At 72.3% G+C, this 24,729-nt stretch carries 23 protein-coding genes; 12 read left to right on the top strand and 11 right to left on the bottom strand.

What is annotated here, in order from left to right; translation table 11 throughout:
- Positions 1 to 1,044 carry a hypothetical protein gene (locus ACFC1K_RS04115; protein WP_310286256.1) on the top strand — a complete coding sequence of 348 codons (1,044 nt, stop codon included), beginning with the start codon at positions 1 to 3 and terminating at the stop codon, positions 1,042 to 1,044.
- Between the two features lie 69 nt (positions 1,045 to 1,113).
- On the top strand, positions 1,114 to 2,499 hold the full coding sequence (locus ACFC1K_RS04120) for a glycine--tRNA ligase (protein ID WP_310286254.1): 1,386 nt from the start codon (positions 1,114 to 1,116) through the stop codon (positions 2,497 to 2,499).
- 322 nt (positions 2,500 to 2,821) lie between these two features.
- Here the strand turns inward: ACFC1K_RS04120 and ACFC1K_RS04125 are convergent, their stop codons facing one another.
- Entirely contained in the window at positions 2,822 to 3,433 is a 612-nt protein-coding gene (locus tag ACFC1K_RS04125) for a TetR/AcrR family transcriptional regulator (RefSeq protein WP_375870557.1), read from the bottom strand.
- A 62-nt stretch (positions 3,434 to 3,495) separates the two neighbouring features.
- Here ACFC1K_RS04125 and ACFC1K_RS04130 point away from each other — a divergent pair, with 62 nt between their 5' ends.
- Positions 3,496 to 4,278, top strand: coding sequence for an SDR family NAD(P)-dependent oxidoreductase (locus tag ACFC1K_RS04130; protein WP_375870558.1), 783 nt, complete (start codon positions 3,496 to 3,498; stop codon positions 4,276 to 4,278).
- A 68-nt stretch (positions 4,279 to 4,346) separates the two neighbouring features.
- Here the strand turns inward: ACFC1K_RS04130 and ACFC1K_RS04135 are convergent, their stop codons facing one another.
- Both ACFC1K_RS04135 and ACFC1K_RS04140 read right to left on the bottom strand, forming a co-directional pair.
- Positions 4,347 to 5,861 carry a flotillin family protein gene (locus ACFC1K_RS04135; RefSeq protein ID WP_375870559.1) on the bottom strand — a complete coding sequence of 505 codons (1,515 nt, stop codon included), beginning with the start codon at positions 5,859 to 5,861 and terminating at the stop codon, positions 4,347 to 4,349.
- Between the two features lie 61 nt (positions 5,862 to 5,922).
- Positions 5,923 to 6,390 (bottom strand): NfeD family protein, encoded by a 468-nt coding sequence (locus ACFC1K_RS04140; RefSeq protein WP_310286247.1) that lies wholly within the window; start codon positions 6,388 to 6,390, stop codon positions 5,923 to 5,925.
- A 232-nt stretch (positions 6,391 to 6,622) separates the two neighbouring features.
- Here ACFC1K_RS04140 and ACFC1K_RS04145 point away from each other — a divergent pair, with 232 nt between their 5' ends.
- Entirely contained in the window at positions 6,623 to 7,639 is a 1,017-nt protein-coding gene (locus tag ACFC1K_RS04145) for an ATP-binding cassette domain-containing protein (protein WP_375870560.1), read from the top strand.
- Entirely contained in the window at positions 7,636 to 8,457 is an 822-nt protein-coding gene (locus ACFC1K_RS04150) for an ABC transporter permease (protein WP_375870561.1), read from the top strand. The genes ACFC1K_RS04145 and ACFC1K_RS04150 overlap by 4 nt, the downstream gene beginning before the upstream one ends.
- A 316-nt stretch (positions 8,458 to 8,773) precedes the next feature.
- Here the strand turns inward: ACFC1K_RS04150 and ACFC1K_RS04155 are convergent, their stop codons facing one another.
- Genes ACFC1K_RS04155 through ACFC1K_RS04165 form a run of 3 tightly spaced genes read right to left on the bottom strand, consistent with a single transcriptional unit; the run spans position 8,774 to position 12,844 of the window.
- On the bottom strand, positions 8,774 to 11,770 hold the full coding sequence (locus tag ACFC1K_RS04155) for an ATPase (RefSeq protein ID WP_375870562.1): 2,997 nt from the start codon (positions 11,768 to 11,770) through the stop codon (positions 8,774 to 8,776).
- 53 nt (positions 11,771 to 11,823) lie between these two features.
- The gene (locus tag ACFC1K_RS04160; RefSeq protein WP_375870563.1) at positions 11,824 to 12,246 is read right to left on the bottom strand and encodes a DUF1801 domain-containing protein; all 423 of its coding nucleotides are present in this window, start codon (positions 12,244 to 12,246) and stop codon (positions 11,824 to 11,826) included.
- A 13-nt stretch (positions 12,247 to 12,259) separates the two neighbouring features.
- Positions 12,260 to 12,844: an HhH-GPD-type base excision DNA repair protein gene (locus ACFC1K_RS04165; RefSeq protein ID WP_375870564.1), complete on the bottom strand. Its 585-nt coding sequence runs from the start codon at positions 12,842 to 12,844 to the stop codon at positions 12,260 to 12,262.
- A gap of 62 nt (positions 12,845 to 12,906) precedes the next feature.
- Here ACFC1K_RS04165 and ACFC1K_RS04170 point away from each other — a divergent pair, with 62 nt between their 5' ends.
- The 7 genes from ACFC1K_RS04170 to ACFC1K_RS04200 all read left to right on the top strand — a co-directional run bounded on the left by ACFC1K_RS04170 (position 12,907) and on the right by ACFC1K_RS04200 (position 18,405).
- Positions 12,907 to 14,448: a protoporphyrinogen/coproporphyrinogen oxidase gene (locus tag ACFC1K_RS04170; RefSeq protein WP_375870565.1), complete on the top strand. Its 1,542-nt coding sequence runs from the start codon at positions 12,907 to 12,909 to the stop codon at positions 14,446 to 14,448.
- A 98-nt stretch (positions 14,449 to 14,546) separates the two neighbouring features.
- Complete coding sequence (locus ACFC1K_RS04175) at positions 14,547 to 14,936, top strand: hypothetical protein (protein WP_375870566.1); 390 nt, start codon at positions 14,547 to 14,549, stop codon at positions 14,934 to 14,936.
- A gap of 4 nt (positions 14,937 to 14,940) precedes the next feature.
- Positions 14,941 to 15,342: a phage holin family protein gene (locus ACFC1K_RS04180; protein WP_310286232.1), complete on the top strand. Its 402-nt coding sequence runs from the start codon at positions 14,941 to 14,943 to the stop codon at positions 15,340 to 15,342.
- On the top strand, positions 15,332 to 15,631 hold the full coding sequence (locus ACFC1K_RS04185; RefSeq protein WP_310286231.1) for a hypothetical protein: 300 nt from the start codon (positions 15,332 to 15,334) through the stop codon (positions 15,629 to 15,631). Before ACFC1K_RS04180 ends, ACFC1K_RS04185 begins: the two co-directional genes overlap by 11 nt.
- Positions 15,632 to 15,819: 188 nt before the next feature.
- The gene (locus ACFC1K_RS04190) at positions 15,820 to 16,668 is read left to right on the top strand and encodes a uroporphyrinogen-III synthase (RefSeq protein WP_310286230.1); all 849 of its coding nucleotides are present in this window, start codon (positions 15,820 to 15,822) and stop codon (positions 16,666 to 16,668) included.
- A 7-nt stretch (positions 16,669 to 16,675) separates the two neighbouring features.
- Complete coding sequence (gene cofD / locus ACFC1K_RS04195; RefSeq protein ID WP_375870567.1) at positions 16,676 to 17,659, top strand: 2-phospho-L-lactate transferase; 984 nt, start codon at positions 16,676 to 16,678, stop codon at positions 17,657 to 17,659.
- A 2-nt stretch (positions 17,660 to 17,661) separates the two neighbouring features.
- Entirely contained in the window at positions 17,662 to 18,405 is a 744-nt protein-coding gene (locus ACFC1K_RS04200) for a sulfite exporter TauE/SafE family protein (protein WP_056366501.1), read from the top strand.
- A gap of 10 nt (positions 18,406 to 18,415) precedes the next feature.
- Here the strand turns inward: ACFC1K_RS04200 and ACFC1K_RS04205 are convergent, their stop codons facing one another.
- Genes ACFC1K_RS04205 through cofG form a run of 5 tightly spaced genes read right to left on the bottom strand, consistent with a single transcriptional unit; the run spans position 18,416 to position 24,628 of the window.
- Positions 18,416 to 18,847, bottom strand: a complete 432-nt coding sequence (locus ACFC1K_RS04205) for a cupin domain-containing protein (protein ID WP_310286226.1) — start codon at positions 18,845 to 18,847, stop codon at positions 18,416 to 18,418.
- A gap of 9 nt (positions 18,848 to 18,856) precedes the next feature.
- The gene (gene cofC / locus ACFC1K_RS04210) at positions 18,857 to 19,591 is read right to left on the bottom strand and encodes a 2-phospho-L-lactate guanylyltransferase (RefSeq protein WP_375870568.1); all 735 of its coding nucleotides are present in this window, start codon (positions 19,589 to 19,591) and stop codon (positions 18,857 to 18,859) included.
- Entirely contained in the window at positions 19,588 to 20,598 is a 1,011-nt protein-coding gene (gene fgd, locus ACFC1K_RS04215) for a glucose-6-phosphate dehydrogenase (coenzyme-F420) (protein ID WP_375870569.1), read from the bottom strand. Before fgd ends, cofC begins: the two co-directional genes overlap by 4 nt.
- The gene (locus ACFC1K_RS04220; protein WP_375870570.1) at positions 20,595 to 22,064 is read right to left on the bottom strand and encodes a flavin-containing monooxygenase; all 1,470 of its coding nucleotides are present in this window, start codon (positions 22,062 to 22,064) and stop codon (positions 20,595 to 20,597) included. Before ACFC1K_RS04220 ends, fgd begins: the two co-directional genes overlap by 4 nt.
- Positions 22,061 to 24,628 carry a 7,8-didemethyl-8-hydroxy-5-deazariboflavin synthase CofG gene (gene cofG, locus ACFC1K_RS04225; RefSeq protein WP_375870571.1) on the bottom strand — a complete coding sequence of 856 codons (2,568 nt, stop codon included), beginning with the start codon at positions 24,626 to 24,628 and terminating at the stop codon, positions 22,061 to 22,063. Before cofG ends, ACFC1K_RS04220 begins: the two co-directional genes overlap by 4 nt.
- Between the last annotated feature and the right edge of the window lie 101 nt (positions 24,629 to 24,729).

Below are 24,729 nucleotides of genomic sequence, written 5' to 3' on the forward strand. Positions count from 1 at the left end.
ATGCTGACGCTCGCTGACGCCGAAGGGTACATCGACGAGGCGGCCACAGCCCTCGCGCAGGGCAATGTGTACGTCTCGCCTGAGATTTCCGACTCGGCGGCGCTCGAGGCGAAGCTGGATCAGCAGATCGGCGACTCGTCGGTGGCCGTCGCCGTCTTCTCGTCGAACGCCGCGCTGGAGGGCTCGAGCACCGAGATCCTGCGGGACCTCGCCGCTCCGGCAGACCCCGGGGCGCCGACCTATGACACCGTCATCGTTGCGGTGGGCGGGGATCTGGTCGCAGGGTCGAACGTGCTCCCCAAGGGCGAGGCGATGCGGATCGCGAACGAGGCTGAGGCGTCGGCGGGTTCTTTGGATGCCGCGCTCACTGAGACCGTGCAGCGCGTGGTCGCCGCGACACCGGCTGACTCCAGCCAAGGCGGCGGCGTCGACGGCGGTCTCATCGTCGGCGGCGCGCTGGGCCTGGTCGTGCTCGTGGCCGCGGGCGGCGCGCTGTGGGCGGTGCTCCGCCGGCGCGCTCGCCGCGGCACCCCTGGCCACCACGCGCCGCTTCCCGACGCCGTGCGCCCGCTCGTCGGGCGCTTGCGGGCGCTGAGCGGCGAGTACGCGGCGGCCGGGGCATCCGGAAATCGCGATGCGACCGAGGTCGCGAGCGAGATCGTGACCGTCGCGAACAACACGACGGAGCTCTTCGAGCGCCTCGACCGCAAGGGCGACGAAGGCCAGCGGGCCACGGCCGCGGTCGAGTACGGCGAGACGCTGCGCAAGCTCACGGCCGCCCTCGACCGCGACTATCTGCTCGACATCCTGCAGCACCCCGACCTGTGGGACGACCCGGTCGACCGCGTCCGCGAGGTGCGCACCGCGCTGACCTCGTTCTCGACCGAGCTCGTCGAGAACATCAAGCAGGTCAACGCCCGGCGGGGCCTGCACTTCCAGGTGTCGCTCGACGGGCTCATCGGCCGCCGCAAGGAGCTGCAGGAGTGGGACCGCGCGTTCAAGAGCGCGGACGGCGAGGCCGGCCCCTCGGCACACCACGACTAGAATCGACGGATGCCGCGGTCAGCGGCTTCTCGCACTCTCGTGCATCCCCTCCCGACCATTGGAGCCACCGTGGCCGAGCAGTCTCGCCTCGACAAAGTCATCGCCCTCGCCCGTCACCGCGGGTTCGTGTTCCAAGCGGGTGAGATCTACGGCGGATCCCGGTCGGCTTGGGACTACGGCCCCCTCGGCACGGAGCTCAAGGAGAACATCCGTCGCCAGTGGTGGCAGACGTTCGTGCGCGGCCGCGGCGACATGGTCGGCCTCGACTCGTCGATCATCCTGCCCAAGCGCGTGTGGGAGGCCTCCGGTCACGTCGCGACCTTCACCGACCCGCTCGTCGAGTGCCTGCAGTGCCACAAGCGCTTCCGCGCCGACAACCTCATCGAGGACTTCGAGGCGCGTAAGGGCCGCCCGGCCGAGAACGGCCTTGCCGACATCCCCTGCCCCAACTGCGGCACGAAGGGCCAGTACACCGAGCCCAAGGCGTTCTCAGGCCTCGTGAAGACCTACCTCGGCGTCGTCGACGACGAGTCGGGCCTGCACTTCCTGCGCCCCGAGACGGCGCAGGGCATCTTCGTGAACTTCTCGAACGTGCTCACCGCGAGCCGCAAGAAGCCGCCGTTCGGCATCGGCCAGGTCGGCAAGGCGTTCCGCAACGAGATCACCCCCGGAAACTTCATCTTCCGCACGCGCGAGTTCGAGCAGATGGAGATCGAGTACTTCGTGCCGCCCGCCGACGCGCAGGAGTGGTTCGAGCACTGGGTCGACGAGTGCTGGGACTGGTTCATCGGCCTCGGCATCGACCCCGACAACATGCGCCGGTTCGACGTGCCCGAAGAGGACCGCGCCCACTACTCCGACGGCACCATCGACGTCGAGTACCGCTTCGGCTTCGCCGGCAAGGAGTGGGGCGAGCTCATGGGCGTCGCCAACCGCACCGACTACGACCTGACCTCGCACTCGGAGGCGTCGGGGCAGTCGCTGACCTACTTCGACCAGGCCTCGGGCGAGAAGTACATCCCGTACGTCATCGAGCCCTCGTTCGGGCTCACCCGCGCGATGATGGCGTTCCTCGTCGACGCGTACCACGAGGAGGAGGCGCCGAACGCGAAGGGCGGCACCGACACCCGCACGGTGCTCAAGCTCGACCCGCGCCTGGCGCCCGTGAAGGTCGCGGTGCTCCCGCTGTCGCGCAACGAGCAGCTCTCCCCGATCGCCCGTGAAGTCGCCGAGCAGCTGCGCGGCGACTGGAACATCGACTTCGACGACGCCGGAGCGATCGGCCGCCGCTACCGCCGCCAGGACGAGATCGGCACGCCCTTCTGTGTCACGGTCGACTTCGACTCGCTCGACGACCGCGCCGTCACCGTGCGCGACCGCGACACGATGGGCCAGGAGCGCGTCCCGCTCGACGCCCTGCACGACTACCTCGCGGAGCGCCTGAAGGGCGCCTGACCCGCAGGACCCTGGATGCCTCGACCCGCCGGGTCGAGGCATCCGTGCTTCTCGGGGCGTGGTCGTCGCGCATTCGCCGAGCCATGGCGTTCGGGCCGAGACCGGGGGTGTCGCGCCGGGTCTCGGCGGGAATCCCCGGTTTCGGCTACGGATGGCGGGGGCGTGGGCCGGGTGCGTGGGCCGGGCTGTGGGCCGTGGGGTGCCGTCGTCGCGCATTCGCCGAGCCATGGCGTTCGGGCCGAGACCGGGTGTGTCGCGCTGGGTCTCGGCGGGAATGCCCGGTTTCGGCGACGGATGGCGGGGGAGCTCCGCGCGAGGGCTCCTAGGTGGTGGGTGCGTCGGAGCCGGCGGCGACCAGGCCCCGCCACACGGACGCGGTGGTGGCGGCGGTGGCGTCCTGCCACGGGAAGCCGTTCAGGAGGTCGTCGGTCGCGAGCGTCGCGACGCCGTGCACCGCCGCGAACGCGACGACCGCGGCTTCTTCGGCGGGGCCTGCGGGCAGCTCGCCGGCGTCTTGCGCCGCGGTGATGAGCGCGACGAGCGCGGGCATGGCGACGTGGCTCACTTCGACGAGCTCCGCGGAGGCGGTCGCGTGGTGCTTGGCGGTATACATGGTGCGCAGGATCGCGGGATGCCGCACCGCGAAGCTGACGTAGGCGTCGCCGGCGGCGCGGAAGCGGTCCGCGAACGGTGCGTCGCCCGACACGGCGTCGCCGAGCGAAGCATTGAGGCGCTGGAAGCCCTCCACTGCGAGCGCGTCGAGCAGGGCCTGCTTGTCGCGGAAGTGACGCGCTGAGGCGCCATGGCTGACGCCGACGTCGCGTGCGAGCTGCCGCAGCGACAGGCCGTCGGCGCCCTCGGCGTCGACTACCTCCCACGCGCGCTCGAGGAGCGCGGCCCGCAGGTTGCCGTGGTGGTAGGTGCGCTCGCTCACGCTCTCACCCTAGCGCGATGTTGGCATTGACAACAATGCTGTCAGTGTCTACATTGGCTGGCATGACCAGGGACTATCGCGGCACCACCGCGCTCATCACCGGCGCGAGCGCCGGACTCGGCGTCGAGTACGCGACGCAGTTCGCCGCGCGGGGCGCGGACGTCGTCCTCGTCGCGCGCCGCGAGGACCGGCTCCGCGACCTGGCGGACCGGCTCAATCGAGATCACGGGGTGCGGGCGACGGCGATCGCCCTCGACCTGACCCGTCCGGATGCCGCGGCGGTGCTGCGGCGGGAACTCGACGAGCGAGGCATCCGCATCCAGACCCTCGTCAACAACGCAGGGTTCGGCATGAAGGGCGCATTCGCCGAGGCGGATGCGGCTCGCATCGGTGAGATGGTGCAGGTCAACGTCGCTGCACTCGTGGCGATCACCCGTGCGGTGCTGCCGGAGATGGTCGCCGACGGGCGGGGTGCCCTCGTCGGCATCGCGAGCACCGGCGCCTACCAGCCGTGCCCGAACATGGCGGTCTACGGCGCGACGAAGGCGTTCGTGCTGAGCTTCACCGAGGCGCTCGCGTACGAGACGAAGGGCACCGGGCTCGGCGTCATCGCGGTGAGCCCGGGCGCGACGCGGACCGAGTTCTTCGACATCACCGGCGCCGACGCGGCGGTCGGGCGGTTCCAGACGCCGGCCCAGGTCGTCGAGCTCACACTGCGTCGGCTCGATCGCGACGACGTGCCGCCGAGCGTGGTCTCCGGGCGCGCCAACGCCTTCAGTGCGTGGGCGGCGGGGGTGATGCCGCGCCGCTTGACGCTGGCGGTGAGCGGCCGCGTGCTCAAGTAGCCCGAACCGCGAGGGAACGACGACGCGCCCGGCCCCTCGCGGGACCGGGCGCTGTGCGACAGAAGGGGTCAGCCGCCGATCGCGGCGGCGGCATCCTTCGCGGCGTTCTTCGCAGCTGTGCCCGCATCGCCGGCTGCGGACAGCGCGTCGGCCCCGGCGGTCTTCAGCGCGAAGGCCTGCAGCAGCGTGGTGAGGTCGAGGCCGGTGAGGCCCTTCACGACCTCGGTGCCCTCGCCGAGCACGCGTCCGACGGTCTTCGTCATCTCGGATGCGCCGTCGGTCGAGACGACCGTGAGCTTGTCGATCGAGGCGATCGGCTCGGCCGCGGCCCGCACGATGTCGGGCAGGCGCGAGATGATCTCCTGCGCGAGCGCGGCCTCCCCGTACTTCTGCAGCGCGAGCGCCTTCGCGTCGGTCGAGGCGGCCTCGGCGAGACCCTCGGCCTGGATCGCCGAGGCGCGGGCCTCACCCTCGGCCTTGATGCCGGCGGCGAGGGCGACCTGCTTGTCGCGCTCGGCCTCACCCGAGAAGCGCACCGCGGTCGCGGCGGCTTCGGCGTCCTGCACGGCGGCGACCTTGTTCGCCTCGGCGATCTTGGTGCGCTTGAACGCGTCGGCCTCGGTCGCGGCGTTGGCCGCGTCACGGAGGGCCGTCGCGCGCTGCACCTCGGCGTAGGCCTGCGCCTCGGCGGGCTTGCGGATCTCGATGTCGAGGCGCTCCTGCGTCACGAGCGCCTGCTCGGTGAGGGCCTCGCGCTCCTGCACGGCGACGAGCTTGTCCTGCTCGGCGGTGGCGAGCTGGCCGGAGGCCTGCGCTTCGGCGTTCGCGCGGTCGGTCTCGGCCTTGATCGTGGCCTGCTTGAGGGCGAGAGCCTTCTGGCGCTCCGCGATCTGCTCCGACGCCTCGATGCGCGCGAACTCGCTGGCGCGGGATGCCTCGGCCTCGCTGATCTCGGCGACCTGGCGGGCGCGGGCGGCCTCGGCGCGACCGAGGTTGGCGAGGTAGTCGCTGCCGGGCGTGGAGATGTCGCTGATGTTGAGGAGGTCGACCTGCAGGCCCTGCTCGACGAGGTCGGCCTTGGTCTCGGCGACGACGCGGTCGGAGAGGCTCTTGCGGTCGGAGATGATCTGCTCGATGGTCATGTCGCCGACGATCGAGCGCAGCGAGCCTTCGAGCGACTCCTTGATGATCTCGGTGAGGAGGTCCTGCTGCGAGAGGAAGCGCTGTGCGGCGCGGCGCACGCCGTCCTCCGTGCCCGAGACCTTGAAGTTGATCGAGGCCTTGATCGCGATCTTGATGCGGTTCTTGTCGACGCCCTCGACGGTGATGCCGATCTGGCGCTGCTCGAGCGAGATGGAGAAGCCCTGCTGCAGGATCGGCCACACGAACGTGCGACCGCCGATCACGACGCGCTGGCCGCTGCCGGTCTCGCCGGGTGCCGGGCGGCCGGCCCCGCGTCCGACGATCACGAGCGCCTCGTTCGGAGGGACGCGGCGGATGCGCCGTGCGATGAAGGTGATCAGTCCGAGCACCGCCACGATGAGGGCGACGACCGCGATGATCTGGATGAGTTCGTTCGTCATGGACGACCTTTCTCGTGGGATGCCGCGACCCGGGGTTCCCGACCCGGCCCGCGGTGGGGATCTACTCCGCGACGACCTTGACGCGGGTGCCGGCGTGCTCGATGACGCGCACGCGCACGCCCTCGGCGATGGTGTCGTCCGCGTAGGCGAGGCGTCGCTCGACCTCGTGCGGACCGTCGAGGCTGACCTCGCCGCCGGCCGGGGAGACCGTCGAGCGCGTGACGCCCGACAGGCCGAGCGCCGACGCCGGCACGCCGTCCGAGCTCTTCGTCAGCCGCTTCACGAAGAGCACGGCGATGACGTAGGCGATGACCGCCAGCACCGCGGCGAGCACGTACGCCCAGAGCGTGTCGAGCCCGTTCGTGGTGGTGAGGGCGCCGGATGCCCCGAACACGACGGCCGCGATGCCCAGGGCGGTGCCCGAGATGGCGCCGTCGCCGATGTCGAAGTGGTCGAAGATGTCGCCGACGATGAGCGAGATCAGCAGCACGGCGAGGCCGACGCCTCCGACGATCAGGAAGGGCAGCACGGTGTCTCCTGCAAGGGTGCGGTGCGGGCGGGTCCTTCCACCCTAGCCAGCGGTTGGGACCCGGTGTCCAATCCGGGGACCGGATGTGGAAAACGCGCTCCGCAGGCGTGGTGTCGAGGCATCCGTCCCTCTCGACAGCACGATGACAGCGCGGTGACAGCGGGACGCCGCGCGCGACAGCGGGGTGACAATGCCCGGGGCGCACGCTGGGTGACGTCGAAAGGCGAATCCCATGACCATCACCAGTTCCGCATCCCGCACCCCCGCGGTCCGCGCCGAAGGCCTCGTCAAGAGCTTCGGCGCCAACCGCGCGGTCGACGGCGTCGATCTGACCGTCGAAGCCGGCACCGTCTACGGTGTGCTCGGCCCCAACGGCGCGGGCAAGACCACCACCATCAGCATGCTGGCCACCCTGCTGCGCCCCGACGCCGGGAAGGCCGAGATCTTCGGCTACGACGTCGTGCGCCACCCGCAGATCGTGCGCCAGCTCATCGGTCTCACCGGCCAGTTCGCGTCCGTCGACGAGACGCTCTCGGCCACCGAGAACCTCGTGATCTTCGGCCGCCTCCTCGGGCTCTCGCGCATCGACGCGAAGCGCAAGGCCGGAGAGCTCCTCGAGGAGTTCTCGCTCACCGAGGCCGCCACCCGGCCTCTCGCGAAGTTCTCCGGCGGCATGCGCCGCCGCCTCGACCTCGCGGCATCCCTCATCGCCCAGCCTCCGCTGATCTTCCTCGACGAGCCGACCACGGGCCTGGACCCCCGCACCCGCGGGCAGATGTGGGACACGATCCGCCGGCTCGTGGCGACGGGGTCGACGGTGCTGCTCACGACGCAGTACCTCGACGAAGCCGACCAGCTCGCCGACCGCATCGCCGTCATCGACCGCGGCACCGTGGTCGCCGAGGGCACGGCGCTCGAGCTCAAGGCATCTGTCGGTCAGTCCTCGCTGCTGCTGCGGCTGCGTGCGGGATCCGACATCGTCGAGGCGCAGCGCGAGATCTCGCGCGTGCTCGGTGTGACGGCCATCGTCTCGCCCGAGGCCGCGCGTCTCACCGTGCCGATGAGCGACCCCGATCGCGTCGCCGACCTGCTCGTGGCGTTCCGCGACGCCGATCTGCACCTCGAAGAGCTCAGCGTGCAGCAGCCGTCGCTCGACGAGGTCTTCCTCACCCTCACAGGCAAGGGCGTGCCGGAAGGCGACGAGGCCGCGCACGCGACGGCCGACGAACTCGAAGGAGCCCGCGCATGACCGCCATCGCGACCCCCATCACCCCGGTCGCCGACCGCGACCTCTCGAACCGCTCGACGCTCGGCCTGACGGTGCGCAACACCCTCACCATGGCGTGGCGCGGCATCCTGAAGATCCGGCGCACCCCCGAGCAGCTCATCGACGTGACCGTGCAGCCGATCATCTTCACGCTGATGTTCACGTACATCTTCGGCGGCGCGATCGCCGGCGACGTGCAGAACTACCTGCCGATCATCATCCCGGGCATCCTCGTGCAGACCGTGATCACGACCTCCGTCGTCACAGGGGTGCAGCTGCGCGAAGACATGGACAAGGGCGTGTTCGACCGCTTCCGCTCGCTCCCGATCGCGCGCATCGCGCCGCTGTCGGGCGCGCTGCTGGCCGACACCCTGCGCTACACGATCGCCACGACGCTCACCTTCACGATGGGCTTCATCATGGGCTTCCGGCCGGGCGGCGGGCTGGCGGGGGTCGTTGCGGCCGGGCTCCTCGTGATCGCCTGCTCGTGGGCGATGAGCTGGATCTTCGCCTTCTTCGGCGTGATCGCGCGCACCGCCTCGAGCGTGCAGGGCATCTCGATGCTCATCCTGTTCCCGCTGACGTTCCTCTCGAACGCGTTCGTCCCGGCGGACACGATGCCCGACTGGCTGCAGTGGTTCGTCGAGGCGAACCCGGTGTCCCACCTGGTGACCGCCGTGCGCGGGCTCGTCAACGAGGGCACGGTGACGGCCGACGTCTTCACCGCACTGCTGGGCGCGGCCGTGATCGTGGCGGTGTTCGCGCCCCTCACGGTGCGGGCGTACATGCGGAAGGCGTGAACGGTCCCCACGCCCCCTCCGGTCGCCGCTGGCGCGGCGGCCGGAGCCTCCGGGCGCGTGGGCCCAGCCGCGGCCCGCGGCTCTGACGACGGGCGGGGTAGGAAGGGCCGGGGTGGCGGGAGCTGCCCCGGCCCTCTGACGTGGGTGCGGGTCGTGTCGGCGGGCCGGGCGGAATCGCGGGAGTGGCCGCGCGCTTCATGTGCTCTCGCCGAGTGCACATGTCGTGCGCGCGAGGATCGTGTGCGCTCGGGGAGATCACGTGCTGTCAACGGATGCCTCGGGCCGGCGCAGCTCCGCCCCGCGGGGTCGGTCGCGCTCAGCCGAGCAGCGCGACGAGTGCGGCGATGTCGTCGTCACCGTCCGAATCCGCCCGGGACGTGAGCGCGGTGGCATCCGGCAGCAGCACGTCGTTCCCGAGGCGCTCGCGCATCACGCGAAGGAACGGGTCGGACGCGTCGACCCCGCCCCGCAGGCGCGCTGCGGCGACGAGGGAGCGCCGGGCGTCGGCATCCCGTCCCGTCGTCGCGAGCCAGCCGGCGATCGACACGGCGACGTCCGCGACGATGGGGTGGTCGCCGCTGCGGGCGGCAGCCGGGAGCGCCTCGGCGAGGGCAGCGTGCGCCTCATCTACCCGCCCTTCCAGGAGGAGGGCCTGCGCCCGCCGCGAGCGCGACCACGCGATCAGCTGATCCGGGAACGAGGGCAGCATCTCGGCGGCGACGATGTCGAGGTGGCGCAGAGCCGCCGCCCCGTCGCCGACCGCGATCTCGATGGCCGCTGCGTCCATGTCGGTCTGCGCGATCGCGCGCGGCGAGTCCTTCGTCCGGGCGAGCTCCTGCGACTCGTGCAGTCGCGCCCGTGCCTCGTCGAGGCGGCCGAGCCGCAGCAGCAGGCCGATGCTCTGCGACCGCTGCTGGACGAGGTCGGTCACGGACGTGAGGCCGAGGAGGCCGGCCGACGAGGCGTCCGCGACGGCGAGCGCCTCGTCGAGCCGGCCCGCCAGCTGGAGCCACTCCGACCGCATCTGGCTCGCGAACGCGGTGCCCCAGACGTCACCGAGCTCGCGGAACGTCGACACCGCCTTCTCGCTCTCGGCGCCGAGGGTCTGGTTGTCGCCGCCGTTCTGCGCGATCGCCGATCGCAGCATGCTGATCAGGGCGAGGGTCCACGTGGGGGCGTCCTCGAGTCCTTCGTCGCCGATGGTGACGTTCCGCGACCACGGCGCGCCCGGTCGGTGGTTCTGCGCGGCGGCGAGGATGGCCCGCAGGAGCGGGCCGAGGGCTGCCGAGAGTTCGCTGCGGTGCACGGCGGCGGCCTCGATCACGGCAGGCACTTCACGCTCGAAACGGGCGAGGCCCGCGGCGGTCGGCTCGCCAGGACGCGCGTCGGTGCTCCCCGCTGTAGGAGCGCCGGTCTCGGCCGACGACGCCGCCGCCGAGTCGAGCCGCGAGGGACCCTCGACCGCGTCCTCGAGGTCCCGCGCGAACGCGCTGCCGAGCAGCGCGATCGCGCGCACCACCACGGCCGCTTCCGAGTCGAGGCTCGCGGCGGCCTCGCCGAACCGCATGACGCCGGACTGCAGCTCCTCGAAGCGCTCACGCATCAGCCACGTCCACAGGCACGAGCGCACGAGTCGCACGCCCACGTCCTCCATGCCCGGCTGGTCGGCGCAGACGCGCAGCGCGGCGCTGAGGTTCTCGTCGTCGGCGTCGAACCAGGCGAGGGCCTCGCGCACCTCGGGTCCGCGCAAGCGCGCATCCTCGCGCGCCGCGAGCCCTGCCATCGCCCGCGCCTGCACTGCGCGGAACTCGGCCTCGCGTCCCTCTGTCCGCAGGCGATCGATGCCGTACTCGCGGACCGTCTCGAGCATCCGCAGCCGCCGGTCCGACCGCCGCAGCAGCGACTTGTCGACGAGCCCGTCGAAGGCGTCGGCATCCACGTCGAACGCGTCGCCGATCGCCGGCACGTCGCGTACATCCACCCCGTCCGGGAACACCGCGGCGGCTCGCAGCGCGGTGCGCTCAGCATCCGTCAGCGTCTCCCAGCTCCAGTCGATCAGCGCCCGGAGCGTCTGATGCCGCGCCTCGATGGCCTTCGGCCCGGTCGCCAGCAGCGCGAAGCGGTCGTCGAGGCCGCTGTCGATCTCGGCGAGCGTGAGCGTGCGGGACTTCGCCGCGGCGAGCTCGAGCGCCAGCGGCAGACCGTCCAGGCGCGTCACGATGCGCTCGACAGCGGCTTCCTCGTCGGGCGTCGGCGCAGAGCCGCGCGCGGCTCGTACCCGGCGCGAGAACAGTTCCCGGGCATCGCGGTCGGGGAGCGGGCCGAGGTCGACGAACGCCTCGCCGGCGAGTCCCAGCGGTTCGCGGCTGGTGGCGAGGATCCGCGACCCCGGAGCGCTGCGCAGCACGTCGAGCGCGACCGCTGCGGCCTCCGCCGACACATGCTCGCAGTTGTCGAGCACCACGAGCAGGGTGCGTCCGGCCAGCGCCTCCGCGACGCGGTCGCGCGCGCTCGTCGAGACGAGTTCGCCGACGCGGATGCTGCGCCCCACCGCTCCCGCGACGGCCGCCCACACCTCGCCCGGCGCCGCCGGCGCGAGCTCGACCACCACCGCACCGGGGGCACGCCGCGCGGTCTCGAACGCGAGGGTCGTCTTGCCCGCGCCGCCCGGTCCGATCAGGGTCACCAGCCGCTCGTCGCGGAGCTGATCCCCGATGAGTTCGAGCTCGCGCCGGCGCCCGATCAGCGGAGTCAGCGCTGCGGGCACCGACGCGTCGACACCCGGGGCGGAGGAATCCTCGGCGCCGCGTGCCGCGCCCGGATCCCCGGCATCCGTTCCCCTCACCGCAAGGATGCGCTCGGCGTGGGCGCGGTCCTCGAGGAGGTCGCGCACGACCCAGTCGAAGCCCTGACCCGGGGTCCAGGGGTCGCCGCGCCAGAGGTCCAGCGCCGCGCGCGCGTCGCTCGCCGCGGCAGCAGGATCGGCCGCGCGCCGGGCGCGGGCCACAAGGTCCTGGAACCGGGCGAGGTCCACCTCTTCGCGGGCGACCGCCAGCCGGTACCCGCCGGGCACGGCCTCGAGCGTGCCCGCGGGAAGACCGCGGCGCAGGCGCGACGCGAGGGATTGCAGCGCGGCGCGGGGGTCTTCGGGGAGGTCGTCGGGCCAGACGTCCTCGGCGAGCGAACGGTACGCGACCGTCGTTCCGGCGTCGAGAGCGAGGCGGAAGAGCAGTGCCTCCTGGCCGCGGCCGCGGATGTCGAGCGGAGCGCCGTCCGCCTCCGCCGCGAGTCCTCCGAAGAACCTCAGCCGCACGTCGTCCACCTTAGGACTCGCGACCCGGGCAGCCGGGGAGGCCGGTCGGGCGGTCAGTCCGTGACGGTGTAGGTCGTGTCGCCAGTCTCGCCGGCGAGCACGCGGCGGTAGTCCTCGGCGACGATCTCGCGGAGCACGCCGGCATCGACCGTGTCGAGGTCCTTGATGTACAGGCAGCTGACGCCGGTCTCGTGCGGCCCCAGGTTCGCGAGCCGTTCGCCGTGCGCGGCGGTGCGCAGCGTGTACACCGTCGTGGATTCGCGCCGCGGCGAGAACGCCGCGATCGGGGCGTCGCCCTCGCTGCCGGCCGCCGAGCGGTAGTGGCACGAGCCGAAGCCGATGATGGTGCCCCAGAGTTCCGGCTCGCGACCCGTCACCTCGCGCAGAAGGTCGATCATCCGGACGGCGTCGCGCTGCCGCTTCGCGGGCCGCACCGCGGCGACGAACTCGTCGACGTCCCCTCCGGTCTTCTTCATCGCCGTCTCCCTGTCAGCCCTTGGCCGCGGCCTTCATCGCGCGCTTGTGCTCGCGCACCTTCGTCAGCGACTCCGGCGAGACGATGTCGGCCACGCTGCGGAACGACCCCTCGTCGCCGTACGCGCCGGCCGCCTCGCGCCAGCCGGCGCCGGTGAAGCCGTACTGCTTGCCCAGGAGGGCCAGGAAGATCTTCGCCTTCTGCTCGCCGAAGCCCGGCAGGGCCTTCAGGCGCTTCAGCACGGTCGCACCGTCCGGCGCTTCGGCGGGCTCAGCAACCGAGCGTGTCCAGATCGCCGATGCGTCGCCGCCCCAGTCCTGCTCGACCGCCGCGCAGAGCGCCTGCACGCGTGCCGCCATCGAGCCGGGGAAGCGGTGGACCGCGGGCGTCGCCTTGAAGAGCTCCGTGAACGCCTCGGGCTCGAAGCTCGCGATCGCCGCGGCATCCAGCGTCCCGGCCCGCTCCGAGATCTTGAGCGGTCCGGCGAATGCCGTCTCCATCGCGACCTGCTGGTCGAGCAGCATGCCGATGAGCAGGGCGAGAGGGTCGTCGGTGAGCAGGCGGTCGGCGGCGTCGTCGCCCGTGATGTGGAGCGTCATGCGGCCCAGTCTCCCACCGCCCGCCCCTGCCGGCACAGTTCGCGGATGGGAGGATGGATGCCGTGACCATCCCCACGCCCGCTCCCGACGCCGGCGGGTCGCCTGGGCCCTCCGGGCCGGCGGGCGCCGCCCCCGAGCCGTTCCACGACCTCGTCGAGCACGCCCGCGAGACGCACGTGGTCGTCATCGGCGGCGGCATCGCCGGCCTCGTCGCGGCGTGGGAGTGCGCCAAGGTCGGCATGGCGGTGACGCTGGTGGAGGCATCCGATCGCCTCGGCGGCACGATCGGGTCCGCCCGCATCGCGGGGCTCGAGCTCGAGACCGGCGTGACCTGCTGGTCGACCCGCGGCGGCACGGTGCGCGGGCTCGTCGACGAAGTGCTGCCGGATGCCGCGATCGTGCGCCCGCGCGACGACCGCGAGTGGATCGCGGGCCTGCCGAAGGGCGCGGCGGCGCCGCTGCCCGCCGAGCAGGTGCTCGGAATCCCCGCCAACCCGTGGGACGAGAGCGTGCGCCGGATCATCGGCTGGGGCGGCACGTGGCGCGCGTACGTCGATCGCCTGCGTCCCCCGCTCACGATCGGCGCCCAGCGCAGCCTCGGCCGGCTCGTGCACGGCCGCATGGGCGACAAGGTCCTGGACCGCCTGGTGGCACCGCTCACCATCGACCGCTTCGGCCTCGACCCCGTCGACGTCGACGTCGAGGTCGCCGCCCCCGGCCTCAGCAACGCGCTCACCCGCACCGGGTGGCTGGGCGGTGCGGTCGCCGACGTACGCGTCGATGCCGCGAGCGCGTCGATCGAGGGACTGGACGGTGGGATGCCGCAGCTCACCGCCGCGCTCGCCGAGAGGCTCGCCGAGCGCGAGGTCGCGATCCACACCGGCGCGCTGGCGACGGGTGTCGCCCGCAGCGACGGACGCTGGACGGTGGAACTCGCGACGATCGCGCCCGAGGGTGCAGCCGCCGCACCGGACCGGCTGGACGCCGACGCGGTCATCGTCGCGACCGACGAGACCACGGCGCGCGCGCTCCTCGCCGCCGCGCTCGGCACGCCCGCGTTCGCCGACGTCGCCGCCGCAGGCATCGCCCGCGACGTCGTGACGCTCGTGGTGGACGCCCCCGAGCTCGACGCGGCGCCACGCGGCGTCCATATCCACGCCGTCCCCGGCGGTTCGCGCGCGACCGGCCTCGTCCACGAGACCGTGCGGTGGGAGTGGCTGGCGCGGGACGCGGGTGCGGGGCGCCACGTCGTGCGCGTCGCGTTCGGCGCTCCCGGCATCGCTCCGGCGACCGAGGGATTGTCCGACGCCGACGCGGCGGTGATGGCCGTGGCCGAGGCATCCGTCCTCCTCGGTGTGCAGCTCGACGAGGGCCGGGTCGCCGGCGCGCGCCGCGACGCGTACACCCTCGTCCCTCCCGCGTCGACCCTCGGGCGGCGTGAGCGCACCGACGCCGCCCGCGCCGCGATCGCCCGCGCACCGGGGCTCGCCGCCGTCGGGGCGTGGCTGTCGGGAAGCGGCCTCGCGCAGGTCGTCGCCGACGCTCAGGAAGAGGCCGACCGCCTTCGTCACAAGGCTCTGTGGGGTGCCAAGGCGGCAGAGTGAACCCTTCGCCCGAGCCCCTGTCAAGGGTGGATGCCGGAATCGGCATACAGGGCTACCCTGGGATGGTCGTCAGGTCACACCGAGCGTGAGGAGACCTCATGAAGGGCAAGGCTGGACTCGTCATCGGACTCGCGATCGGGTATGTGCTCGGTACGCGCGCGGGTCGTGAACGCTACGAGCAGATCAAGACGCAGTGGCTGAAGGTGTGGAACACCGAGCCCGTGCAGAGCCAGGTCGGCAAGGTGAAGGACTTCGCCAAGTCCCAGGCGATGGCGCTGCCGTCGACGCTGTGGGAGTCGGCCGTGAAGGTCACGCAGGCCGCCGGCTCGAAGGGCACTGCGGGGCAGAAGCTCGACGCCGCCATCAAGGTCGGCAAGGACTCCGCCGACGACGTCGGCAAGGCGGCTCAGACCTCGGCGAAGGCCGTGAAGGACGCCGTCGAGGACGCCGTCGACGACGCTTCCGAGAACGGTCGCGGCGGGGCTTGACGTGATGACCACCCCCCGCGGCTTCCGCGACCGCGCGGACGACAGCCTGCTCACCCTGCTGGGTGAGATCCCGGAGCTCGTCCGCAACCTCGTCATCGCGGAGATCGACGCCGCGAAGGCCTGGCTCGCCAAGACCGCGAAGGACGGCGGATGGGGAGCCCTGTGGGTCTTCGCCGCGCTGTTCGTCCTGTTCTGGTCGGTCCCGGTGTTCGGCACGTTCGTGATCGCGGGACTGTCGTCGTGGTGGCCCGTCTGGCTGTCGGCGCTCGTCGTGTTCTTCGCGATGCTGATCGTCACGGCCGTGTTCGCGTTCATCGGCGTGCTCTACTTCCGCCGGATCGGCGAGCGCCGCAACCCGGTCCAATCGATCGCCCTGGATGTGAAGGAGGTGCGCGATGAGCTCTGACGCCCCCGTGCCGCTGTCGAAGAACTCCGTCGCGCTGCCTCGCACCGCCGTGCCCCTCGGGATCGGCGACCCCGTCGAGCAGGCGAGGACCGAGCTCAAGGCGGCGCTCGCCGCCATCGAGGAGAAGGCGAACGTCCCCCGCCGGGTCGAGCGCGCCCTCGACGAGAGGGTCGAGCAGGCCCGCGCGTTCAATCGCCGCAACCCCGCGCTCACCGCGGTCGCGGTCGTCGTGGGCGCCGCCGCGATCGGCGCGGCGGTCTGGGGCTTCGTCCGCCTCTATACGCGCTGATCCCGCCCGGATTCCCGCTGTCCACAGCGCGGAGGCAACGCCTCGCGCGATCGGGGGTATGCTCGGGAGGCAAGGCAGTGCAATGATGCGTTAGCTGCCGATCGCGCGAACCCGATTCGAATCGCGCATCGGCTGCCTCGATCTTCTTTGGGCGGCCGACTGAGCATCATCGAGAGTCGACCCCCCCTATGAATTCCGCCGCAGCACAGCACCAGTCCGTCAAACCCCTGACCGGCTGGCGCGTCCTCGTGCCCCGTGGCGGCCCCTGGGGCGACGGCGTCGCAGCGACTCTCCGCCGACAGGGCGCGATCCCCGTGATCGCCCCGCTCATCAACTTCGCGCCCACGAACGACCAGGCGTCGCTCGACCAGGCGCTCGCCGACCTCGCCGCCGGCAAGTTCGAGTGGCTCACGGTCACGAGCGCGACGACGGTCGACGTCCTCTACGCCTACCGCGCGGTCGTCCCGGCGACGACGAAGGTCGCCGCCGTCGGCGAGACCACGGCTGCCGCGCTCCTCGCCGTCGGCTATCGCGTCGACCTCGTCCCCGAGCGCGACAACTCCGCGGCCGGCATGGCGGAGCAGCTCATCGGTCTCGAGCCCGAGGCCCGCGACATCCTCACCCTCCGCAGCGAGATCGCGAAGCCGGTCCTCACCCGCATGCTGACCGAGGCCGGGCACCGCGTCCGCAGCGTCGTCGCCTACCGCACGGTGGGGGTCCCCGTCACCGAGCGCATCGCCGAGGACGTGCACTCGGGCCGCATCAACGCGATCCTCGTGACCAGCGGCTCGGTCGCGCAGCAGGTGCACGAGCAGTTCCCCGAGATCCCCGACACCACGCTGATCGCCGCGATCGGCCCGCGCACCGCCAAGGACGCGCGCCGCGCGGGCCTCGATGTGGACGTCGTGGCCGACGCGCAGACCGTCGATGCCCTCATCGACGCCGTCGGCAAGTTCTCCCTCCCTCACGCGGCCGACGAGTTCGCCCCGAAGACGGGCATGATCCCGCGTCTCGGCGGCATCGACACCCGGAACTGACGCGCCTGTGACCGGCACGCCCCGCATCGTCGTGCTCGCGGGCGGAGTCGGCGGCTCCCGCTTCGTCCTCGGCGTCCGGGGCGCGCTGCGCGCCCGCGGCATCGACGACACCGCCGCCGCGCTGACCGTCGTGGTCAACACCGGCGACGACATCTGGCTCTCCGGCGTGCGGCTGCAGCCCGACGTGGACTCGATCACCTACGCCCTCGCCGGCGTCAACGACGCCGAGCGCGGCTGGGGCCGGCAGGGCGACACGGAACGCGTCAACCACGAACTGCAGGAGTGGGGCGCGGGCTGGCCCTGGTTCACCCTCGGCGACCTCGACCTCGGCACGCATCTCGCCCGCACCGGCTGGCTGCGCGAAGGGCTCACGCCCGCCGAGGTGCTGGAACGCATGTCGCACCGCTGGGACCTCGGCGCGCGCCTGCTGCCGATGACCGACAGCGAGGTCGACACGGTCGTGGTGCTCGACGACGGCACGCGCCTGCACTTCCAGGAGTGGTGGACCCGGCACCGCGCGACCCTCGCGCCCGAGCGGTTCGAGAACCCCGGCATCGACGACGCCACCGCCGCCCCCGGGGTCGCAGAGGCGATCGCCCAGGCGGACGCCGTACTGCTGGCCCCCTCGAACCCGGTCGTGTCGATCGGCCCGATCCTCGCCGTGCCGGGCGTGCGCGAGGCGCTGCGCGCGACCCCGGCCCCCGTCGTCGGCGTCTCGCCGATCATCGGCGGCAAGGTCGTCCGCGGTATGGCCGACGTGTGCCTCGCCGCGATCGGCGTCGAGACCTCCGCGACGGCGGTCGCCGGTCTGTACGGCGCCCGCGGGAACGGGGGGCTGCTCGACGCGTGGCTCCTCGCCGAGGAGGACGAGGCCGTCGCCGACGAGGTCGCCGGGCTCGGCATCCGTCCGCTCGTCCGGCCGCTCTGGATGACGCATGCTGCGCGCCAGACCGCTCTCGGCGAGGCGGCGCTCACCGCCGCCGGAGTGTGAGCGTGCCCGAACTCGCGTGGTGGGCGTGGGCCCTGCTCGGCCTCGGAGCCGTCGTCGTGGGCCTGTCGAAGACCGCCGTCCCCGGTGCGGGGACGATCGCCGTCGCGATCTTCGCGGCTGTGCTCCCGGCGAAGCAGTCGACCGGCGTCCTGCTCCTGCTGCTCATCGTCGCGGACATCTTCGCCGTGACCATGTATCGCCGGCACGCGGACTGGCGCACCCTGATCAAGCTCGCACCGGCGGTCGTGGTGGGCGTGCTGCTGGGCGTCGTCTTCCTGTGGTTCGCCGACGACGTGTGGGTGAAGAAGTCGATCGGCGTGATCCTGCTGGCGGTGATCGCCATCACGCTGCTGCGTCGTCGGTTCGCCTCGGGCGTCGAGGCGGGGGGCTCGCACCGTGTCGCGGCGGCGACCTACGGCACCCTCGGCGGCTTCACCACCATGGTCGCGAACGCCGCCGGACCCGTGATGTCGATGTACTTCCTCGCGGCCCGCTTCGAGGTGAAGGCGTTCCTCGGCACGGCGGCCTGGTTCTTCGCGATCGTGAACCTGTTCAAGGTGCCGTTCTCGATCGGCATCGGCATCATCACGGTGCCGGGGATCCTCATCGACCTCGTGCTCGTGCCGCTCGTCGTCGCCGCCGCGTTCCTCGGCCGGTGGCTCGCCGACCGCATGCCGCAGTCCGTCTTCGAGAAGCTCGTGATCGCCTTCACGATCGTGGGCGCGGTCTACCTGCTGATCGTCTGACCCGCCGCGCTCATCCCCACGGGGAGGGGCGGTCGTTGTCACGCGTGCTGTCGTCGGGGAGGTGCGGCAGCTCGGTGCCGCCGGCGCGGATGCACAGCCACCGCAGCTGCTCGGGGCTGTCGGGCGTCGCCCGCCACGTGCGCCACACGCCCTGACCCACTCGCACGACCGTGCCAGGACCGACGTCGACGATGTCGTCGTCGAGGCCCATCTGTCCGCGGCCTGCAAGGAAGACGTACAGCTCCTCGACGCGTGCGTGCGAGTGCCAGTAGCCCGCCTGCTCACCCGGCTCGAACGCGTTCGCGGTCATGCCGATGTACTGCATCGTCATGTCGTGGTCGACGACGCGGCGCCCGTCGCGCGAGCGGTCGGGCGTGAACCCGCCGTAGTGCGCCCGCCACTCGTCGAGCCCGCCCATCTCCAGCACCTGGTAGTCGCTCATCGGGCCAGGCTATCCGGGGGAGGAGGTGAGGAGTGCAGCGGTGCGCGGGCCCAGGCCCAGGGCGCGGGCGGCGTCGAGTTGGGCGGCGGTGTCGACGTCGCGACGCAGGGTGGAGGCATCCGGAATCGCAAGCGGCTCGCATCCCAGCGCGACGTGCCGTGCGAACGAGCCGTCGCCGAACGACGAGTCCCACGGGGTGCCTGGTCCCGCGGTGACCAGCGTCGAGCCGGTGCCCTCCGCGTCGGGAACGACGGCGCGGGGGACGGATGCTGCGGCCCGCAGCGCGTTCGCGAGGTCGGCGGGCCGCAGTGCCGGGAGGTCGCCCAGCAGGGCAGCGCGCGGCATCCGTCCGTTCGGATCGATCGCCGCGACGCCCGCCGCGACCGCGGCGTCGAGTCCGCGCGCGTCGCCCTCCGGGACGAATCGCAGCGCCGGGATCATCGCGGCGTCACGCGCGAGGGCGGCGTCGTCGGTCACCACCACGACCTGCGCGACGAGATCGCACGCGGTCGCCGCAGCGAGCGTGTCGAGCGCGATGGCGCGGGCGAGGTCGGCGCGACCCACGCCGTCGACGTCGAGCCGCGACTTCGCGCGCACCGACGGCTTGACCGGCACCACGACGACCCAGCGCGGGCGGCGAGACTCCACGGATCCGTCGACCTCGGCGCGCCGTGCAGCGGGATCGGAGTGGTCGACGTCGGAATCCGTGGATTTCTGCTTGCGCCGGCCGAACAGCGGGGTCACGTGTACTTCGCGCGCAGGCGCGGGAGGATCTCTTCGCCGTACATCCGCAGGAAGGCGCCCTGGTCGTGGCCAGGGTCGTGGAAGACCAGGTGGCGGAAACCGAGGCCGATGTACCAGCCGATGCGCTCGACGTGCTCGTCGGGGTCGTCCGAGACGATGAACCGCGACGCGGCGCGCTCGATCGGCAGCGCCTCGCCGAGCCGCTGCATCTCGATGGGGTCGTCGACGCCCATCTTCTCCTCGGGGGAGAGGGCGAGCGGCGCCCAGAAGCGGGTCTTCTCCTTCGCGGCCTCGATGGTCTCGTCGAGCGAGACCTTGATCTCCATCAGCGTGTCGATCGCGTCGGCCGGGCGGCCGGCCTTCTCGAGCCCCTCGTGCAGCGCGGGCAGCAGCGTGTCGGTGTACAGCTCGCGCTTCTTGCCTGACGTGGTGATGAAGCCGTCGGCGATGCGGCCGGCGAGGCGCGTCGCCGCGGGCCCGGCGGCGCCGATGTAGATCGGCACCGGCTCGGGCAGCTTGTCGTAGATCGTGATGTTGCGGGCCGTGTAATACGTGCCGTCGAAGTTCACGCGGTCCTCGGACCACAGCCGGCGGATGAGGCCGATGGCCTCCTTGAGCCGCTGGAACCGCTCCGGCGGATCGGGCCACGTGATGCCGAGGTTCGCCTCGTTGAGCGCCTCGCCCGTGCCGACGCCGAGGATCACGCGGCCCGGGTACATCACGCCGAGCGTCGCGAAGTCCTGGGCGACGACGGTCGGGTTGTACCGGAACGTCGGCGTCAGCACGGACGTGCCGATGAGCACGCGCGAGGTCTTCGCGCCGAGCGCGCCGAGCCAGGGCACAGATGCCGGGGCATGCCCGCCGTCGTGCAGCCACGGCTGCAGGTGGTCCGAGATGAACACCGAGTCGAACCCGGCCTCCTCGGCCTGGATCGCGTAGTCGAGGAGCTCGGCGGGGCCGAACTGCTCGGCGGACGCCTTGTAGCCGAAGCGCAGCGGAACGGTCATGCGGGTATCCCTTCGATGGCGGGTTCAGGCAGGAACTCGGAGCCGTCGGCGCGGGCGAGCCGCTCGCGGAACGCGTCGACCGTGCCCGGCCACAGCAGGGCGAGGCGGCCCGAGCGCTCGTCGACGTACCAGTTGCGGCAGCCGCCGGTCATCCAGCGGGTGGATGCTGCGGCCACCGCGATCTCGTCGGTGTAGGTGCGCTCGGCGTCGGGGTCGACGCGCAGCGCGCGACCGGCGCGGGCGTCGAGGACGCGCGTGACGTAGCCCGCCTGCTCCTCGAGCATGAGGACCGAGGACGAGTGGCCGAGCGAGGCATTCGGCCCGTTGAGAACGAAGAGGTTCGGGAAGCCGGCGACGACCGTCGAGGCGAAGGCCGTCATGCCGCCCGACCAGTGCTCGGCGAGCGTCACGCCGCCCTCACCACTGACCAGCTCGGCATAGGGCTGGCGCGTCGAGGCGAAACCCGTTGCGAGGACGAGCGCGTCGACCTCGTGGCGGGTGCCGTCGGAGGCGACGAGCGTCGAGCCGTCCACCTCGGTGAGCGCCTCCGGCACGAGCGTCACGGCCTCGGACGCGACAGCGGGGTAGAAGTCGTCCGACAGCAGCACGCGCTTGCACCCGAACGCGTAGTCGGGGGTGAGCGCGGCGCGCAGCGCGGGATCCGCGACCTGGCGCTCCAGGTGCGCGCGCGCCACGGCTTCCGCCTCGGCGGCCGCGGCGGAGTCGCCCGAGCGCGACGCGAAACGCGCCTCGCCCTCGGCGTAGAGGTCGGCCCGCAGTGCTTCCAGCTCCGGCGGCGTTGCGGCGAACCGGGCGCGGTCGGCGTCGGAGTAGGCGTCGCCGCCGCGCGGCACGATCCAGGCGGGTGTGCGCTGGAAGAGGGTGACGTGCGCCGCGGTGCGCGCGAGCTCGGGGACGATCTGCACCGCGCTCGCACCGGTGCCGACGACAGCGATGCGGGCGCCGACGAGATCGGCCGAGTGGTCCCAGCGCGCGGAGTGGAACAGCGGCCCGGGGAAGTGCTCGAGGCCCGGGACCCGAGGGATCGTCGGCTCGGTGAGGCGTCCGCACGCGAGCACGAGCACGTCGGCCGTGATGACGCCGGACGGCGTGGTGAGTCGCCACACGTCGTGCGAAGCATCCCATTCGGCCGTGCGCATCGGCGTGCGCAGGCGCACGCGGTCGCGCAGACCGTCGGCGTCGACGACGTGCTCGAGGTACGCGTGGATCTCCGCGCCTTTCGCGTACGTGCCCGACCACGCGGGGTTCGGGTGGGCCGCGAAGCCGTACAAGTGCGAGGGCACATCGCACGCGATGCCCGGATACGTGTTGTCGCGCCACGTGCCGCCGACGGATGCTGCCCGCTCCAGCACGACGAAGTCCTCGCGGCCCGCGCGGCGCAGCGCCGACGCCACCCCGATCCCGGCGAACCCCGCACCGACGATCGCGACCTCGACGCGGGTCACCGCGGGCCCACCTGACCGTAGGTCGTTGTGCGCAGGCGGAACGGCCGGAACAGGCGCGCGACCATCGCCGAGGCCTCCGTCACGGGCAGTTCGAGGCCGTTCTCGATGCCGGCCTCGGGCTTCACGCGGCCGTCGAGCAGGGTGCCGCCGAGGTCGTCGCCGCCGGACTGCAGCAGGACGACGGATGCCTCGCGTCCGACGCGCGTCCACGGGATCTGGATGTGCGGGATGCTGCCCGACAGCAGCAGCCGTGAGACGGCGACCATGGCGCGGTGCTCGTCGAGCGCTGCGCGGCCGGGAACGAGCGAGACGCCGCCGGCGGGTCCAGGGAGCGGGATCGGCACGAACTCGCTGAACCCACCCCCGGACGCTGAGCCGGTCGAAGCGTCCTGAATGGCCCGGAGCTGCCGCAGGTGCGCGATGCGCTCGGCGGCGGTCTCGACGTGGCCGTAGAAGATGACGCTCGTCGACCGGAATCCGGCGCGGTGCGCCGCGGTGAGGCCCTCGATCCAGCGGTCGATCTCGAGGTCGGTCGGCGCGACCAGCCCGCGCACGCGCTCGCTCAGCACCTTGACGCCCGTGCCCGGCACGGTGTCGACGCCCGCCTCGCGCATCGCGGCGAGGGCCGCGTCGAGCGACAGATCGGAGCGGTCGGCGAGGTCACGCACGTCCTGAGGGCGGTAGGCGTGGAGATGGATGCCGGGAGCCCCGGCCTTCACCGCGCGAGCGATGTCGAGATAGCCCGAGGGGTCTTCCGACGCGGGGAGGAGCCCCTGCACGCAGAGTTCGGAGGCGCCGAGGTCCCACGCGTCCGCCGCGATCGCCTCGACGTCGTCGAGCGTGAAGGTCGTCGGGTCGTCGGCCGCCGCGGCGCGGAGGCCCGTCGAGGTGAGGTTGCGGTTCACCACGAGGGTGACCGCTTCGCCCACGGTGTAGCGGCGTACGTCGTCGGCGGTCGCCGCGAGCACGTCGAGGTCGTCGCCGGACGCCTCGAGGAGGGCGACCCACTCCGCGTCGTCGAGCGCGAGCGGGTCCGCCGCCGCGGCCTCGGCGAGCTGCTTCACCGTCCGCGCCCTCGCCCCCCGCGGTTCCGCAGTCGACTTGTGCGAGTCCGCCGACTCACGATCCGCCGAAAGTGACTGCGGAGCGATCGGCCCGTTGGGGCTCAGACCCAGCGGTTCCGCAGTCAGTTCGTGCGGGTCGCCCGGGTCCCGATCCGCCGAAAGCGACTGCGGAACAGAGGAGAGCGGGACCGTGGACGGGGTGGGGGAGGGGGACGCCGGGGGCACGGCGGCGCGGCCGGGGGCGGCGAGCCCGGTCTCGGGATCCGCGAGGGCAGCGACCGCGGGGCGCAGAGCGGGGTCGATCCACGTCTCACCGGCGAGGACGAACTCGGGCTGGGCGGTCAGGCGCTCGCGCAGCTCGAAGCCGAGCTCCGCCGTCTTACGGGCGAGGTCGTCGAGGTGCGGCCAGGGGCGCTCGGGGTTCACGTGGTCGGCGGTGAGAGGTGAGACGCCGCCCCAGTCGTCGGCGCCCGCGCGCACCAGCAGCCCGAACTCCGTCGTGTCCGAGAGGTTCGGCGGCACCTGGATGCGCATCCGAGCACCCATCACGAGACGGGCCACGGCCACCGCCGCGACGTACTCGAGCAGCTCCGCGTCGGGTGCGCCCTGCATCGCGGTGCGGGGCTTCGCGCGGAAGTTCTGGACGATGACCTCCTGGACGTGCCCCTGTCCGTCCACCTGGTGACGTTCGTGGGCCTCGCGGATCGCGACCAGCGACTCGGCGCGGTCGCGCACGGTCTCGCCGATCCCCACGAGGATGCCGGTGGTGAACGGCACCCGCTCGCGTCCGGCGGCGTCGATCACCTCGAGCCGCAGCGCCGGGTCCTTGTCGGGCGAGCCGAAGTGCACCTGCCCGGGCTCTTCGAACAGGCGGCGCGAGGTCGTCTCGAGCATCATGCCCATCGACGGCGCGGTGGGACGCAGCATCCGCAGCTCGTCTGCGCTCATGACTCCGGGGTTGGCGTGGGCGAGCAGGCCCGTCTCGGCGGTCACCAGGCGGGCGATGTGCGCGACGTACTCGATCGTCGAGGCGAACCCGTGCTCGTCGAGCCAGGCGCGCGCCTCGGGCCAGCGGTCTTCCGGACGGTCGCCGAGGGTCAGCAGCACCTCTTTGCAACCCATCGCCTGGCCCTGGCGCACGACGGCCAGCACCTGCTCGGGCGACATGTACGCGGGCTTGTGCTTCTTGAGGAGCTGCCCGGGGGTGTCGACGAACACGCAGTAGTGGCAGCGGTCGCGGCACAGGGTCGTGAGTGGCACGAACACCTTGCGCGAGTACGTGATCACCCCAGGACGACCGGATGCTGCGAGCCCGGCATCGCGCAGTTCCCCGGCGATCTCCAGCAGACGCTCGAACCGTTCGCCCGTCGCGCCGAGGAGCATCTCGGCGTCGGCGACGTCGAGACGTTCGCCGGCCGCGGCGCGCGCGAGCGCTGCGTCGACGGCGATGGGCGAGGCCGCGCTGGGGGACGCGGTGACGGAGGGGGACACGACGGTCACCGATCCAGTCTTGCACCGCCTGCGGACCCCGGGGCGCTGGATCGTTGCCCTCCCGTAAGCAAATCAGTCCGGTTCCGGGCGCCCGCGCTGGCAGACTGGGC

Source organism: Microbacterium sp. NPDC056057 (assembly GCF_042266945.1).
Classification (GTDB): Bacteria; Actinomycetota; Actinomycetes; order Actinomycetales; family Microbacteriaceae; genus Microbacterium; species Microbacterium trichothecenolyticum_C.